We start from the raw sequence: 15,534 nt of genomic DNA, 5'->3' as shown, positions 1-15,534 counted from the left end.
TCTCTTTGATTTTGGGATGCGAGTTATGAAAAATATCAAGTCTATTGTCGTTTCTGCGACGTGCTTGTCTTTTATTCCCCTGGTAAGTAATGCAACACCGATTGTGGTACCCAATCCTCCGCAGCTTTCTGCGAAAGGTTATGTCTTGATGGATTACCATACGGGTACGGTTTTAGTTGAACACAATGCTCATAATAAATTGAATCCAGCGAGTTTAACGAAACTGATGACGTCATACGTTGCCGGACAAGAAATGAAGCGGGGTAACATTAGCCCTGATGATCAAGTGGTGATTAGCCAAAGAGCATGGGCAAGAAACTTTCCCGATTCCTCAAAAATGTTTATTGAGGTCGGTACCAAAGTCAATATGATGGATTTGTATCGCGGCTTGATTGTTCAATCTGGTAATGATGCGAGTGTGGCTATCGCAGAACACGTCGCTGGCTCTGAAAACGCGTTTGTTGATTTAATGAATTCTTGGGCAGCCACACTTGGACTAACCAATACGGCGTTTACTAATCCTCATGGCTTAGACAGCTCAGGTCTATACAGTACGCCTTATGATATTGCTAAGCTGGCGCAAGCGATTATTCGTGATCTACCGGAAATTTACCCACTCTACAGTGAAACATCGTTTACTTATAATGGCATCACTCAATATAACCGTAATGGTTTATTGCGTGATCGGAGCATGAATGTTGACGGTATGAAGACAGGGTTCACTAGCGGAGCTGGTTTTAGTCTAACCACCTCGGCGACCAATGGTAACATGCGTTTGATCTCAGTGGTTATGGGTTCCAATAGCGCTAAAGGCCGAGAAGCCGACAGTAAGCAGTTGCTAAGCTATGGCTTCCGTTTCTTTGAAACCATAGTGCCTCATCAAGCAGGAGAGCCGATTGAGCAGGCGAGGGTGTGGATGGGCAAAAAAGATCAGTTGCCTGTTGGGGTTGCAGAGACAACTTATTTAACCGTCGTTAAAGGTGAGTTACCTAAACTCAGTGGCTTGATCGAGATGAATAAGGATTTACAAGCTCCGATCCAAAAAGGTGATATCGTTGGTAAAGTGATATACCAAGTCGATGATCGCAAGGTCGGTGAGGTTTCCTTGGTTGCTTTAGAAAGCGTTGAGCAAGGCAGTTGGTTTAAGCGAACAGTCGATAGAATCAAGCGTTTATTCGCTAGCTGGTTCTAAGCCCCCTCTCTCATCATGTAACAGCAGAGAGACATTTTCTCTGCTGTTACACTTCGATACCCAAATTATTTGAAGTTGCAGGTAGGCGGTAAGTGAATGCAGCCCTATGAGCATAGGCAGACTATGTGATTGGGATAACGGGCCTAGCCAACACCGTTGCAGCGTCAAGTAGAAAGGCAATATTGATTACATATCTTACTCATTTTTGATTAGCCAGCGCTCAGTAAATGCTGGCGGCTGAATAATATTCAATATTAAGCAAGCTAAATTTAAACAGACCTTAACTTGCCACTGACATTATCACGAGTCCTTTTTGTCACCCTGTGTAAAGTATTATCTATTGCACTCATTAAAGGATGAAAAATGGAGTTTAGCGCCGAAGATCGCCAAGCCTTGTATAATGTATGGATGTCACAAAAAGCGAAAATGCATTTAACTCAGATGCAGATGGCGAAACAACTCAACTTAACTCAGATAGAGTTTTCTCAACTGCTGCGGGGCGATAGACCGCTATCGATGAGCTTCATTAGCCAATTTTGTCGGCATTTGCACCTTGAGCCTCATAGGGTGATACCGAGCTTAAAAACGGCATCTGCTTATGATAAGCAGGTAATCAGTCTCAAAAGTCGAGTGATCATTGATGGTGATATTCAGAATGTGTCGATAGAAGGTAATCAAGTCATTATCGAATATGTTCATTATGCTTAATGGCGGTAAAGAATAAAGTTCGGCAGTCTAAAAATGAAAACAATTTGATGGGCTAATACCTTGAGGTCAGAAACGCTGAGAGGCTTCGATGATGCGGCTGGCCCCATGTTTATCGAGTAATCCTGAAATCCTACTTTTATTTGAAAATCCCAATCTAGAGAATAAAGCCTACTCGGTGTTTGAACTTTGTTCGGTTCGGTTGTCTATTATACGGCGTGGTTCATTTATTGATCACTTGATTGATAAATCACATTTTTTTATTGACCTTGCTGAGGAATGCGGTAAAGTACGCCTCGTTCTCAGGGCAAAGCCCGAAAGAGCAGATGGTGTTGCCATACCGCAATTTGCGTTGCCCTGGTGGTGAAATTGGTAGACACAAGGGATTTAAAATCCCTCGACTTTCGAGTCGTGCCGGTTCAAGTCCGGCCCGGGGCACCATCAGCCAAGATACATACTGATACAAAGGCGCGTTGGCAGAGTGGCCATGCAGCGGATTGCAAATCCGTGAACCTCGGTTCGACTCCGGGACGCGCCTCCATTATAAAGTAACCAGCCTAGATGCTGGTTTTTTTGTAATTATGGTAGGTAATATAAATATTCAAGTTTATAATGATAACCCTTTAACGGACTCTGAGACTAAACTTGCATCTGCAACCATATCATCGATAACGTCTTTTATTTCTATTGCTTGCTTTTCTCCATATAATGTTTTCTCAAGTACCACTTGGATATTTACATCAATATTTTGTGCAATATTCGAGTTTTTAGTAATGACATCGGCGATTTCTGCTGTTGATTGAGATGTGCGAGCTGCTAGTTGTCTTACTTCGTCAGCCACGACTGCAAAACCTCTTCCTTGTTCCCCTGCTCGAGCGGCTTCGATCGCTGCATTGAGAGCCAATAAATTCGTTTGATCAGCAATGGAGCTAATTGTAGATACGATAGCATCCACATTTTTAGATTGTTCATTAAGTTGAGTGATTAATTCGTTCACCCCCTCGACAGATTGATTAATATCTTGTGAGTTTGAGAGTAACACTTCAATAGTTGATTTCCCTTTAGCAGCTGATTGAACGGTTTTTTGAGCGGTTTGGTGTGAAATTAGTGCAGCTTCTTTTACTCTCATTGCTTTTTCTACACGTTCAGTAATATCACTAGCTAACTTGATAATTTTAATGACTTTTCCCGCATGATTATAAATGGGATTATAAGTGGCTTCTAACCATACTGTCTTTCCATGTTTATCAGTACGCTTAAATAAGCCGCTTTGAATTCTACCTTGCGCTAAATCTCGCCAAAAATTTGGATTTTGACTATAAAAATCACTATCACAAAATTGCTTATGATGTTTGCCTACGACCTCATTGAGTGAGTAGTTAAAGCAAGTCAAAAAGTTTTTGTTGGCAGCAAGAACGATACCATCCGGAGTAAAGTCAATGACAGCGAGTGATTTATCTAGAGCACTCAATAGCGCTTGATTTCGTTCTAGCTCCATTTGTTCTTTGGTTACGTCAGAAGCAACTTTAGCTACGTATTCTACTTTCCCATTATTGATGATTGGGAAGTAAGTGGCAGCAAGCCAAATAGCGGCTCCATTTTTATCTCGACGAATAAATCTTGAACTTGTTGGGGTGCCATTCGCTAAGGTTTTCCAAAGTTCATGGTATTCTTTTTTTTCTACATCTTCGGGGAAGCAAAGCATGCTGTGATGTTTATTGATGATTTCGCTTAACTCATACCCAAGTGGCTTTAAAAGTAACTCATTAGCATAAATAATGTGGCCGCTAGGGGTAAATTCGATATAAGGAACGGTTTTTTTTAATGATTCTCTAAAGGCTCCTGCCGATGATGAATCGATCATTAAGTCTGAAACTATTTTAGTATGACGACGCTTTGAGACAAACATCATTAACTCCATTAAGATGCAAAAGTATTCATATTATTTTTAGTCTATGCAACAGAGAGTATCAAGTTGGGCTGAATATATAATCTATATTTTTCAGTCCCCCTGATTTATCAAACGTTAGAAATGATCATTTGATTTGAGAACAGATGCATTAATAAAAAAAGCCAGCCCATTAATCGTGGCTGGCTTTTTTATGTTGATCAGATGGATTAAGAGTAAAGCCCTTGCTCGGTTCTTAAGCCTTGGATTAAGCTTACGCACATCAGTAACAAGACAAAACTAAAAGGTAGGGCTGTAGCGACAACGCCGGATTGCAGTGCTTGTAGCGCTTCTGAGCCGCCAACCCAGAGTAGTACGGCAGCAATGGAACCGCCTACCGTTGCCCAGAAGATACGTTGTAATACTGGAGCATCGACTTTTCCTCCGGCGGTAATACTATCGATGACCAGAGAGCCTGAATCGGCTGAAGTAATGAAAAATATTAGGATCAGCACAATCGAGATTAGCGACAGTGCGCTACCCAATGGTATCTGCTCGTAGACATGAAATAATGTTAACGAAATGTCCGTCAACCCATGTGCTCCCAGCGCACCAATGTTATTAGAAACCTGATCTAAAGCAATACCGCCGAACACGGACATCCAAACGATGATCAGTAAGGTTGGAATAAATATCACCGCAAGAATAAATTCACGGACCGTTCTGCCTCTTGATACTCGCGCAATAAACATACCGACAAATGGTGACCATGAGATCCACCAAGCCCAATAGAAGACTGTCCAGCCATGCATCCAGATTTCATCATCACGACCGTGAGGATTACTTAGGGGAAGAATGTTTTCGATATAAGCCATGAAGGTCGCAGGGATCGATTGTAATGCGGTATGAAAGCTGACACTGATAATAAAAATCAATAAAGCAAGAGCAAAAGCCATATTGATATTACTTAATACTTTAACGCCGCCATTAATACCGCGTACGACAGAAATGATCGCGATGAAGGTCACAAAGACAATCACAGCAAATTGCATCCCGATCCCACCTTGGGTGCCAAAAACGTAATTAATACCGCTAGTGGCTTGCTGAGCCCCTAAACCCAGCGAGGTCGCTAAACCAAATAAAGTGGCTAATACGGCCATAATATCAATAACATGACCAAGCCAGCCCCATGCGCGGTCACCAAAAATAGGGTAAAAGACCGAGCGAATGGAAAGTGGTAAACCTTTATTAAAAGAGAAAAAGCCTAATGCTAAGGCGACAATCGCATAAATCGCCCAACCATGTATTCCCCAATGAAATAGGGTCGCGCCCATAGCAAGAGATTTTGCTTCTGGCGTATAAGCCTCGACATTAAAGGGCGTTCCCCACCAATTGGTATAGTAAGCGGTTGGCTCGGCGACACTCCAAAATAATAAACCAATGCCCATACCTGCGGCAAAAAGCATCGATAGCCAAGATATTCTAGAATGATCAGGGGTTGCGTCTCGTCCACCAAGGCGAATTTTACCTAAAGGAGAGAGCATTAATCCCATAGCAAAGAGAAGGAAGAAATTGGTTATCCACATGAAATAGGCATCAAATTGTTCAATAATGCCATTTTTAAGTGTGTCGAGTGCGGATTTAGCAATCTCAGGGCCGACCCAGATAATGGAGAGAAGGAATAGTAGAATGAATCCGGCACTGATACCGAAGACGGGATTATGAACATCAAATCCCCATTTTTGTACATTATCCCTACCGACATGATAATCGGTTGTTTCAATACTGTATTTTTTTAATGTGTTTTGCATACGATGACTCAAACATGTTCTTCGCATTCGTCACTCGTCTACGTGTAGACCAGTGATGAATACGTCAAAAGGTAAATAAATGATTAGAGTACAAATCATTTTTCGATGCAGATAATAGCGACAATTTTGTTTAAAAGTCAAATTTATAAATTTTTATGCTGTTTAAAATACTAAAATAGTTGCTTATTTTATGTCAGTAAACTTCGTTTGCTGTGGTAAAGTTTGCATCATTCGTAGCAGGGTGAGTGCGATAATTTGCTCTCATCTTTTTTTTCGCAACTCCAAGTGATTGGAGCTAGGTTGAATTTAATACAATAAGCAGGATGAGATGGAAAAAATTGCCATTTTAGTTGATGTACAAAACGTTTATTACACTTGTCGAGAGCGATACGGGCGTCATTTTGATTATAATCAGTTCTGGCGACAAGTAACGCAAGGTCGTCATGTATTCAAAGCGAACGCTTATGCAATTGCTAGTAAAGAACCTCAACAGCGGCAATTTCATCATATTTTACGTGGCGTAGGTTTTGAGGTGATGTTGAAACCTTTTATCCAACGGAGTGATGGCAGCGCGAAAGGAGATTGGGATGTGGGAATTGCGCTTGATGCCTATGAGCTAGCTCAACAAGTGGATACGATCGTTTTAGTGTCCGGTGATGGCGATTTTGAACCTTTAGTAGAACGCATTCAGCAGCGTTTTCAGGTTAAGGTTGAGGTGTATGGTGTGCCAAGACTGACGGCACAAAGCTTAATTGATGTCGCCAGTCAATTTGTGCCAATAGAGCAAGACTTATTGTTGTAACCCGTTATCGGCCTGCGGTTCAGCATCGGTTGTTGTGGTTTCTAAAGCGGTTTGTTCGGCTTCTAATTTGGCACGTTCCGCTTTAGAAATATAACGAGGTTTATTCGTACCATGTAGCTTGGCATTTTTCTTTTTAAGATGCTTTTGTAGTGTTTGATTGATTTTCTTTTTACGGTTCATATTTATCTGCTCGACGATCAATTTAGGGCCAAGTGGCCCTAAAGCCGCGCAGCATACTGGTTTTTAATAGCGAACTCAATCAAGTTTGTTGTGTGGCTATTCTCCGGCCACCCATTGACGCTTGGTTTTCAGACTTGCCATCAACATATATAAACAAGTGATCAATAACGTCACAAAAAGGTAACCGAGTAAGCTTTGATTGGTGTAAATGAACCAATCAGCGATAACGGGTCCTAAAACAGAACCGATACTGTAGCTAAACAGCATCACTTGAGTGGCTGAGACAATATAATGGGCATCTAATTTGTCGCAGCCTAGATTAATTGCGATTGGATAGAGAGCAAAGGTGGCCATACCGAGCACAAATAAACTGATCGCGAGCGTTGTAACACTACTGTCTAATAGTGGTAATACCGCCGCAGAAGCCCCTAATAAACAAAAGAAAGCCATTAATAAGGTTCTACCCAGATGTTTGGATAGCCAAGGAACAATCGGTTGAACGACCATTGCACCAAGGATAATCAGTGCCATTAAGCTGCCGATTTCTGAGTGACTAATGCCTCGTTGTGTTAACTCTACTGGCATGAGGCCATAAATAGCGCCCAATATCAGCCCTGAAACTAAACAACCAATGATGGCAGCATGGCTTAATTTGGTCACTTGTTTCCAAGACAGACTTTGTCCTGCTTCGGTAGACGGTTGTTCAGATTGACCAAAGATTAAAATCACCGTTGCGAAGCACAATAAGGAGCCAATTGCAATAAATGGAATCAAGCCATTTACGCCTAAGTAACCAATTCCCAGTTGTCCCATCGCAGTACCGCCATAGAGCGATACCATATAAATACCTAACCGTTTTGCGCGACCACTTTCATTACCATGCAGTAACCACGACTCAACCACAACGAAGACACCCGCCACCGCAATGCCCGCGATAAAACGTGCACTAAGCCAAGTTAGACTATTGGCAAAAACGGGCAAAATCACGATAGAAGTTAATAGCACTAATAGACAGCCAATAAAGGTATTACGGTGCCCAAAGCGATTGACTAACTGCTCCATAAACAGCGCTCCTAGTAACAAGCCAGCGTAAAAAACACTGGCTAGCCAACTGGCTAAAGAAAGCTCTAACCCATAATGTGGCAGCATGAGTGGGATAACACTCATCAGATATCCTGAAGCGATAGCATACAAAGTGAGTGCAATAACAGGTACTGAAATACGATGAACGGGAGAAGTAATCATGTCCATAGTTATCGCCTCGAATGAAGAATTGGACTGGGGTTTCGCGGCGAATATGGGACTTAAAAATAGAAAGGTAAAACGAAAAATAATGCTCATGACGATAAAATAAATTTATCAATTCATAAGCCATGATTAAGTGTAGTAAAGTTGACATAATCGGCAGAAAAATGCCAACTTTTCATTTTATTTTTCGATGAAATTTATTTGGTTAATGCTTGGTTTAACCATTGTTCGAATTGACTTTTTGGTAAAGCGCCATTGAGAACATCGACTCTTTTGCCTTGTTTAAATACCATCAGGGTGGGAATGCTACGAATCTGATATTTTCCTGCCAACGCCTGCTGAGCTTCAGTATCGATTTTGATAAATCTCACTTGCCCTTGACGTTCGACGGCTACGTCATGAAAAATGGGGGCAAAACCGACGCAGGGATTACACCAAGGTGCCCAAAAGTCGATGACGATCGGCTGTTCACTGGCTAACAGTGCTTCGATATTATCTGCTGTCCCTTCAATCGGAGCGCCATCAAGCAGTGTGGCTTGGCATTTTCCACAGCGTGGGCTTTCAGACACACGGATTGTTGGGATACGATTAAGCCCATGGCAAGCTGGGCAGCGAGTGGTGAACGTTGACATGGTTTCCTCTTTATAATGGTGTTGCTTTGCCAATCCGCGCTTAGCGCGATGAGGCAAATCAGCGTATACTAGCCGTTTGGTTAAGTGAATGTGCTGAACATTCCAAACAATAAATGCCTATTTCTTTGCTATTTGATCTCACCAGTAGCAAGAGCATAACAACGAAAAGCAGGATTATAATGACTCAATATTATGCTGAAATTACCGGTTGGGGTAAATGTTTGCCACCTGCCACGCTCTCAAATGATGATTTAAGCACCTTTTTAGAGACCAATGACGAGTGGATCCGTACTCGTACAGGAATTGAATCTCGTCGTATTAGCCACGTGAACACCTCTGATTTGGCTACCGTGGCAGCTCAACACGCAATGGCTTGTGCCGGGATTGATGCGCAAGATATCGATTTAATTATTGTCGCCAGTTGTTCACCCGATTCGCTCATCCCTAATATTGCTTCAAAAATCCAGCAGAACTTAGCCATAGACAGTGCAGCCGCTTTTGATCTTAATGCTGCTTGTACTGGTTTTATCTACAGTTTAGAAACCGCGACTCGCTTGATGCAGGCGGGGCGCTACCAACATGCTTTAGTCATTGGTGCAGAAAGACTGTCTTTTTATATTGACTGGACTAAGCGTGACACCGCTGTTTTATTTGGTGATGGTGCTGGTGCCGTGGTGTTAAGCCGTACAGAGCAAGCAGTCGGTCTACAAGAAGCCAAAATTGGCTGTGACGCCCAAGGACGTGACATTTTAGCGGTACCGAAATTTGGTAGCTCAATGGATCGTTTTGCCGCAGATAATGGTTATTGGGCGTTTGATTTCGTTGGCAAAGAGATCTTTAAAAGAGCCGTTAAAGGGATGGGCGCGGCGGCGGCGCAAGTATTAACCACCAGTGGTTTAGCGCAGCAGGATGTGGATGTGGTTATCCCACACCAAGCGAATATTCGCATTATCCAAACCTTGTGTGATTTGTCGGGGATCAGCCAAGATAAAGCGTTTATCAATATTCAAAAATACGGCAATACATCAGCCGCAACCGTGCCGATTGCCCTGTGTGAAGCATTGGAACAAGGTAAGATTCAACCGAATAATAATGTGTTACTTGCCGCGTTCGGTGCAGGCTTAACCTGGGGCGCTGGCCATATTAAGTGGGGTTCACGGGTAACGCCTTTAGGCCGTAGTGATGCCCACTTACCGGCCTGTGAGCAAAGCGCATTGCAATTGCTAGAAAAAGCGATTGAGCATTGTCAGCAGCGCCCATTATCTCAATAGCTCAATAGCTCAATAGCTCAATAGCAGTTTAGTGGCAACGGTAACCCTTTTGGGGTTCAATGAATGAGCGCCACTGTTGATAGCCAGCGTACATGAATACGCTGGCTATCCTGTTTTAGGCTAACGCCATTGCCAGCAGTGTGATCGGGTGAATGCTTTCGGCGGTGGTGTTTTCTTCTATCTGCCATTTACAGGTTTCACAGTCGGTGACCGCGAAATCTGCCTTGGCCGTGTTGATGGAATCAAACAGGTGTGAGCCGATCTTCATTGACACATCGTAGTTTTCCGCTTTAAAGCCATAAGTACCGGCTAAACCACAACACTCACTATCTAAAACCACCAGCTCTAAACCTGGGATCATTTTCAGAAGTTCAATCGTAAAGATAACATTACCACTGCGTTCTAAATGGCAAGGGGTGTGATAAACCACTTTGAGATTAACGGGCTTCATCTTCGGCGCATTGCCACTCATAAACTCTTTGAGTAAAAAACGCGTGACATACTCAATGCTTGCCACCACTTGGCTATTATCAACGCCTAGCACATGAGGATACTCTTGTTGCAGAGTAAAAGAGCAGGTCGATGAGGTTGAGAGCACCTTGGTCTGTCTTTCCAACACTGCGGTTTCTAAGCTTTTGACATTCAGTAGAGCATTACTGCGCGCTTTATCGTGAAAGCCATTGGCAATCAAAGGTACGCCGCAGCATTTTTCTTTATCCAACAAGCTGACGCCAATATTCATCGCGTTCATCACTCTCACAAAATCTTTCCCTAATTGGGGATGATTGTAATTGACATAGCAACCATGAAAGTAACTGACTTGGCGGCGATAGCTGGCTTGTTGCTGTTTTTGTTGTTTGAACCAACGACGAAAGGTGCCATGAGAATATTTCGGTAGAGCTTTGTGATCATGCACACCGATGGTTTTGTGCATGATTTTTTTCACCAGCGGCAGTGAGGTGGCAAAATTGACGACGGGAGCAAAAGGTGTCGCGAGAGAGCCAAACAAGTCGGTATGGCTGAGTACATAATCACGCATTAATTTAGGATTTAAAGCTTTCTTCGCGTATTTACCTCGTGCAACGGCAATCAAATCACCAATGCGCACACCAGAAGGGCACGCGGTTTCACAGCGTTTACAATTGGTGCACAATTTTAGTAAATCATCGTAGTATTCCGCGCTTTTGATCCGCAAGCGCTCGCCATCTGGGCCGCACTGTTTGGGTCCAGGATACAGTGGATTCGCTTTGGCAACCGGGCAGTACACAGTACACACGGTACATTTGATGCACTGATCAAATGAGGTGTTTTTCGGTGCATTGGCAACAAAAGAATGGTTCATACCAGAGCCTCCTGAGTCGATGCTTGTGCCTGATATTGAGTGATGATTTGCGATGTCGCATGGTAAGCGGTCGCAATGGCAACACCGCCGCCACAGCCTTCGAAGACGGGATCATAGCCCGCAAGCATCGAGCCACAGCAATAGAGATTATTAATCACTTCAGCTTGACGACTCGGATGCAAGGAAGCGGTAGTGGTGACGCCAAAGCCCATAAAAGGATGAGGATGCTGAGCAAAAAAATCGTGGTTACGCCATCGTTTCCGATCCTGAATACAGCTCATATCCAGCTCAAAGACAGGCTCACGGATCCCCTGATGGTTAGCGGCTAAGCCTTGACTGAAATAACTGCCTGTCGCCATGACAAAATGATCAGCGTAAAGCGGCATATCCGTTAGGTTTTTAGTGTATATCGCGTTCAAGCGCTGATGGCTAAACTCGCCTTTGCAGACTTTATCGCCTTTTAAATGAACACCACCAAGGGATAAGAACGTTCGGTTCAGCGACTCTTCGATTCTTATTCCCATCAATGACGGCGGCATGGTCGGCACTTCATGCAAGGTTAAACCCGTCGTGGAATGTAATTTATTGAGTAACTGCAGCCCATCACCGTTACCCATAATCGCGGGTAGAATGACTAAATCATCACTGCTAGCTGCTTGCGTTAATTGATCACAAAATGCCTGCCATGCCGTGGGCGTTTTAAGTAGCCTTGCGATATCAATCGAGCGCAGTTCATGGGGATTATGCCGTAGCTCAGTAAAGCCAGGAATCGAGATTGAGACAATCGTGCTGGGGATGGTTGAGAACTCCGGTAAATAACGTAAGTTATCTTGTAGCATCGGTGGCTGAAAGTCTCGGTAACCTTCGATGGACACCAACACAAGCCGTTTAAAATCGCACGACTTTTTATGTTGATAGACATAAGGTTGTGATAGCCAAGTCGCTTTCAAGGTTCCCAGAGGAGTAATACGCCAATGATTGCTGTCATCCATTTGCTGCTTTAATGGCAGACCATGTTGTTGAAGTGTGGCTTGAAACCAAGACAGGGCTTGGCGGCACGTTGAGGCGCCGACTTTACTATAAGGGTGATTCGGTTCTTGTTCGCTCAGTTGGGTGATCCCTTGAAAAGGATAATCAACCAGTTGTCCGCTAGGTAACTTAGCCAGGACATCAATGGAACCGGATGAAAAGTGCAGCGCGCTTTGTCCTTGGCTGATCAAGGCGGTCTTTAACCCCGCTTGCAAGCAGCGGATCCCAGCACTATAACCTGCAATGCCAGCCCCAATAATGATCACATCATATTTCATCCTAGCGTCTCCTCTTGATTAGGTTGCGTTGCAGAGGGAGGGAGATCGCTCGCACCCAATAGTCCTTCATAAATCCAATAACTGAATTCTGCTTCGCGCAGTGCGTCTCCCCAGAAAATGGGTTTAATACCTTTCCAGCGTTCTTCTAAAAACTCGACTAATAGTTGGCTTGATTGTTGGCCGGAGACGCCTGCATAGTCTTGAAATAAACTGGCAGCTCGGTAACTGCATAATTCCCCTTGGCATGGCCCCATACCCAGGCGTGTACGGCGACGCAGATCAACGAGATTATTAACATCTAACTGTTTAATGGCGTACTCAATCTCACCCGCGGTGACCATTTCACATTCACAAATGATGGCTTGGCTTTTGCTATCCGCCGACAAAAACTGTTCAGCTCGCTCACCGTGACGATAAAGCGCCGATGCATAAACAGGCTTAGCTAGGCTAGCAGTTTTTTTGATGGGTTTTTCTGCTTGGTTGGAGCCGGGAAGAGGGCGAGTATGAGTGGTGCAGGCAACCGTATTGCCTAATTTTTTGGCAACCATATCGGTCGCCCATTCAGCCATTAAGCGATAAGTCATTAATTTACCGCCAGTAATGGTGGTTAGCCCTTTCAGGCCATCGCGCTCTTGGTGATCTAATAACACAATCCCGCGGCTGATATTGCGGCCACTGCCATCATCATCCACCGCCACTAATGGTCTTACTCCTGCGTAAGCACGTAATACTCGGGTATTGGCCATGATGGGAGCTAATTTTGCCCCTTCAGAAAGCAAAATATCCACCTCTTGCTCGCTGACGTGTAAGTTGTCAATCTGGTCGTAGTCAATGTGTTCTGAAGTGGTACCAATCAAAGAAATGGTATCTCCGGGCACTAAAATATCGGCATCGGAGGGTTTTCGGCAGCGATTGATCACTAGGTTATTGATGCGATAATCGAGGATGAGCAGTGAGCCTTTGGCTGGGAACATTTTGATATTGAGATCAGCATACTCACAGATATTTTGTCCCCAGATACCAGCGGCATTAATCACTTGTTTGGCAACAATATCAAATTGATGCTGAGTGCCAAGTTGCTGGCAGTGGACACCGAGCACAGTATCACCCTGACGAATAAGGCCGGTAACGACAGTGCGGTTAAGGATTTGCGCGCCATGCTCTTTGGCATCAAGCACATTAGCCGCACATAACCGAAAGGGGTCTAAAGTGCCATCAGGAACTTGCACCGCGCCAATTAAAGCTGGGTTGACATTTGGTTCAAGGCGCAGCGCTTCTTTTGCGCTGAGTCGTTTGGTGGCAATGCCTGCTGATTGGCAAGCGGAGATAAAGGTATCTTGAAACGCGATATCATCTTCTGGCAGTGTGATGAATAGGCCTTCCGTTGCTTCCACACAATGTTTAGCAATGTGTTTTAAAATCAGGTTTTCCTGAATACATTCTTTGGCGGATTCATGGTCAGTGACGGCGTAACGAGCGCCGGAATGGAGTAGACCATGGTTTCTTCCGGTTGTACCAGAGGCGATATCGTCTTTTTCAACCAAAATGCAGCGAATGCCTCGCAAGGCACAATCACGCATAATTCCAGTTCCTGTCGCGCCGCCGCCGATGATCACCACATCGGTTTCTATGGTTTGCTTCGTCGTCATGACCTCTGCCTCAATCTATTTACAATAAACTTACCATTAGTGTGTCATTTTAAGCTTAAAATGTTCGATAGGTTGCTCACAAAAGCTCGAACGAAAATTTAATAGTAGGTTTTTGTCATCAAGTTGCTTATTGATAGAGAATAAATAAACAAAATGAGCAATGTTTGACGACATTTATTTACTTATTGTTCACATGGTGGGCTGGTGAGTGATAAAGCGTAGAGTCACGAACGTAAACGCAAATTTTTTTAAATGAGTGAATAAAAAGTATCTTGGTCTTTGATTTAAACTTTGTTACTTGATCATTGCTTTAATGGTTTCTGCCTTCCGATTTGACATATCTTCGATGTTTATATCATTTTTTGCTAATATTTAGTTATAAGTACGCCTTTCATTACCATCAAAGCATTCTTCACATCACGTAATTCGTCTGCGTTAATAGCGGTGATTTTTCACCGTGATGGCGATATTTTTTGAGATCAAAATACGGCTCTAATTAACAAAAACTACTCTTATTGATTACAAAATTGTGTTCGAACGCTCATTTGTGAGGTTTTTTCATTTTCGAAGTGATCTTTTTATGCGAGATTTTGCCCCGTATCACCCTGTGGCGGTGTGCAATAACGGTGTAAACGGAAAAGGACACTTACTTATGGCTCGAACAAAACAACAGACTCTTTTAGGAGAGTGTATCGCAGAGTTTATCGGCACAGGATTGCTGATATTTTTTGGCGTAGGCTGTGTCGCTGCGCTAGTACTGACTGGAGCGCAATTTGGTCAGTGGGAAATTAGTATTATCTGGGGACTTGGGGTCGCCATTGCTATCTATTGTACCGCAGGTGTTTCCGGTGCACACATTAACCCAGCGGTGACCATCGCTTTAGCTGCATTTCATGGTTTTGATAAAGCGAAAGTACTGCCCTACATTATCGCGCAATTGCTTGGAGCATTCTGTTCTGCTGCGCTGGTTTACGGTTTATACAGCAACCTTTTTGTCGATTATGAAATCGCCCACAATTTTGTCCGTAGCAGTGAAGCTGGTTTAGCGACCGCAGGGATTTTCTCGACCTATTCTCATCCTTCTCTCTCTTTCTTTGGGGCAATATCCGTAGAGTTTGTGATCACCGCAGTACTGATGTTTGTCATTCTCGCTCTCGGTGATGAGAATAATGGTGCGCATCGTAACGCGATGAACCCACTATTGATTGGTATTTTGATTGCTGTCATTGGTGGCTCTCTTGGCCCACTAACTGGCTTTGCAATGAACCCTGCTCGTGATTTTGGACCTAAATTATTTGCTTATTTTGCTGGTTGGGATTATGCCCTAACCGGAGCGAAAGAGATCCCATACTTTATTGTGCCGATCATTGCGCCGATTGCTGGAGCTTGTTTTGGTGCATGGGCTTACCCTAAATTTATCGCTGCTTACCTGCCAACAGAAGGTACGGGCTGTACCATACCTAATCAATGCGATGTGGTAGAAGATAACGAACAAGCACATGTTTAA

Annotated in this window: 14 protein-coding genes and 2 tRNA genes; 8 read left to right on the top strand and 8 right to left on the bottom strand. The window is 43.6% G+C overall.

Features of this window, described 5'->3' with window-relative positions:
• Positions 1-25: 25 nt before the first annotated feature.
• From AACS00_RS10925 to AACS00_RS10905, 5 genes are all read left to right on the top strand, one after another.
• Positions 26-1,192, top strand: a complete 1,167-nt coding sequence (locus tag AACS00_RS10925; protein ID WP_110167423.1) for a D-alanyl-D-alanine carboxypeptidase family protein — start codon at positions 26-28, stop codon at positions 1,190-1,192.
• Between the two features lie 363 nt (positions 1,193-1,555).
• Positions 1,556-1,900 carry a helix-turn-helix domain-containing protein gene (locus AACS00_RS10920; protein WP_072670715.1) on the top strand — a complete coding sequence of 115 codons (345 nt, stop codon included), beginning with the start codon at positions 1,556-1,558 and terminating at the stop codon, positions 1,898-1,900.
• Between the two features lie 88 nt (positions 1,901-1,988).
• Positions 1,989-2,264: a hypothetical protein gene (locus AACS00_RS10915; RefSeq protein ID WP_110167422.1), complete on the top strand. Its 276-nt coding sequence runs from the start codon at positions 1,989-1,991 to the stop codon at positions 2,262-2,264.
• Positions 2,252-2,338 (top strand) — tRNA-Leu (locus AACS00_RS10910). Before AACS00_RS10915 ends, AACS00_RS10910 begins: the two co-directional genes overlap by 13 nt.
• 26 nt (positions 2,339-2,364) lie before the next feature.
• Positions 2,365-2,438, top strand: a tRNA-Cys gene (locus AACS00_RS10905).
• Between the two features lie 66 nt (positions 2,439-2,504).
• Here the strand turns inward: AACS00_RS10905 and AACS00_RS10900 are convergent.
• Positions 2,505-3,806 (bottom strand): methyl-accepting chemotaxis protein, encoded by a 1,302-nt coding sequence (locus tag AACS00_RS10900; RefSeq protein WP_110167421.1) that lies wholly within the window; start codon positions 3,804-3,806, stop codon positions 2,505-2,507.
• Between the two features lie 209 nt (positions 3,807-4,015).
• Positions 4,016-5,596, bottom strand: coding sequence for a BCCT family transporter (locus AACS00_RS10895; RefSeq protein ID WP_110167420.1), 1,581 nt, complete (start codon positions 5,594-5,596; stop codon positions 4,016-4,018).
• 328 nt (positions 5,597-5,924) lie between these two features.
• Between AACS00_RS10895 and AACS00_RS10890 the strand changes: the two genes are divergently transcribed.
• A complete protein-coding gene (locus AACS00_RS10890) occupies positions 5,925-6,398 on the top strand; it encodes a LabA-like NYN domain-containing protein (protein WP_072670713.1) in 474 nt (157 codons plus the stop codon).
• On the opposite strand, the gene AACS00_RS10885 is transcribed toward AACS00_RS10890, so the two are convergent.
• The 3 genes from AACS00_RS10885 to trxC all read right to left on the bottom strand — a co-directional run bounded on the left by AACS00_RS10885 (position 6,387) and on the right by trxC (position 8,458).
• Positions 6,387-6,578 (bottom strand): DUF2986 domain-containing protein, encoded by a 192-nt coding sequence (locus AACS00_RS10885; RefSeq protein WP_110167419.1) that lies wholly within the window; start codon positions 6,576-6,578, stop codon positions 6,387-6,389. The two genes, AACS00_RS10890 and AACS00_RS10885, sit on opposite strands and share 12 nt — an antisense overlap.
• 96 nt (positions 6,579-6,674) lie before the next feature.
• Positions 6,675-7,829: an MFS transporter gene (locus AACS00_RS10880; protein ID WP_110167418.1), complete on the bottom strand. Its 1,155-nt coding sequence runs from the start codon at positions 7,827-7,829 to the stop codon at positions 6,675-6,677.
• Positions 7,830-8,023: 194 nt separating this feature from the next.
• On the bottom strand, positions 8,024-8,458 hold the full coding sequence (gene trxC, locus AACS00_RS10875) for a thioredoxin TrxC (protein WP_110167417.1): 435 nt from the start codon (positions 8,456-8,458) through the stop codon (positions 8,024-8,026).
• Positions 8,459-8,637: 179 nt separating this feature from the next.
• Here trxC and AACS00_RS10870 point away from each other — a divergent pair, with 179 nt between their 5' ends.
• Positions 8,638-9,729 (top strand): ketoacyl-ACP synthase III, encoded by a 1,092-nt coding sequence (locus tag AACS00_RS10870; protein ID WP_110167416.1) that lies wholly within the window; start codon positions 8,638-8,640, stop codon positions 9,727-9,729.
• Between the two features lie 115 nt (positions 9,730-9,844).
• Here the strand turns inward: AACS00_RS10870 and glpC are convergent, their stop codons facing one another.
• From glpC to glpA, 3 genes are read right to left on the bottom strand one after another with little or no spacing between them, the layout of a single operon-like run.
• Positions 9,845-11,071 (bottom strand): anaerobic glycerol-3-phosphate dehydrogenase subunit GlpC, encoded by a 1,227-nt coding sequence (glpC, locus tag AACS00_RS10865; protein WP_110167415.1) that lies wholly within the window; start codon positions 11,069-11,071, stop codon positions 9,845-9,847.
• Positions 11,068-12,378 carry a glycerol-3-phosphate dehydrogenase subunit GlpB gene (gene glpB, locus AACS00_RS10860; RefSeq protein ID WP_110167414.1) on the bottom strand — a complete coding sequence of 437 codons (1,311 nt, stop codon included), beginning with the start codon at positions 12,376-12,378 and terminating at the stop codon, positions 11,068-11,070. The genes glpC and glpB overlap by 4 nt, the downstream gene beginning before the upstream one ends.
• Positions 12,375-14,027 carry an anaerobic glycerol-3-phosphate dehydrogenase subunit A gene (gene glpA, locus AACS00_RS10855; protein WP_110167413.1) on the bottom strand — a complete coding sequence of 551 codons (1,653 nt, stop codon included), beginning with the start codon at positions 14,025-14,027 and terminating at the stop codon, positions 12,375-12,377. Before glpA ends, glpB begins: the two co-directional genes overlap by 4 nt.
• Before the next feature lie 652 nt (positions 14,028-14,679).
• Here glpA and AACS00_RS10850 point away from each other — a divergent pair.
• Entirely contained in the window at positions 14,680-15,534 is an 855-nt protein-coding gene (locus tag AACS00_RS10850; protein WP_072670705.1) for an MIP/aquaporin family protein, read from the top strand.

Source organism: Vibrio sp. 11986-1-5 (assembly GCF_963878025.1).
Taxonomy (GTDB): Bacteria; Pseudomonadota; Gammaproteobacteria; order Enterobacterales; family Vibrionaceae; genus Vibrio; species Vibrio injensis.
This window is presented reverse-complemented; position numbering and strand designations above follow the sequence as displayed.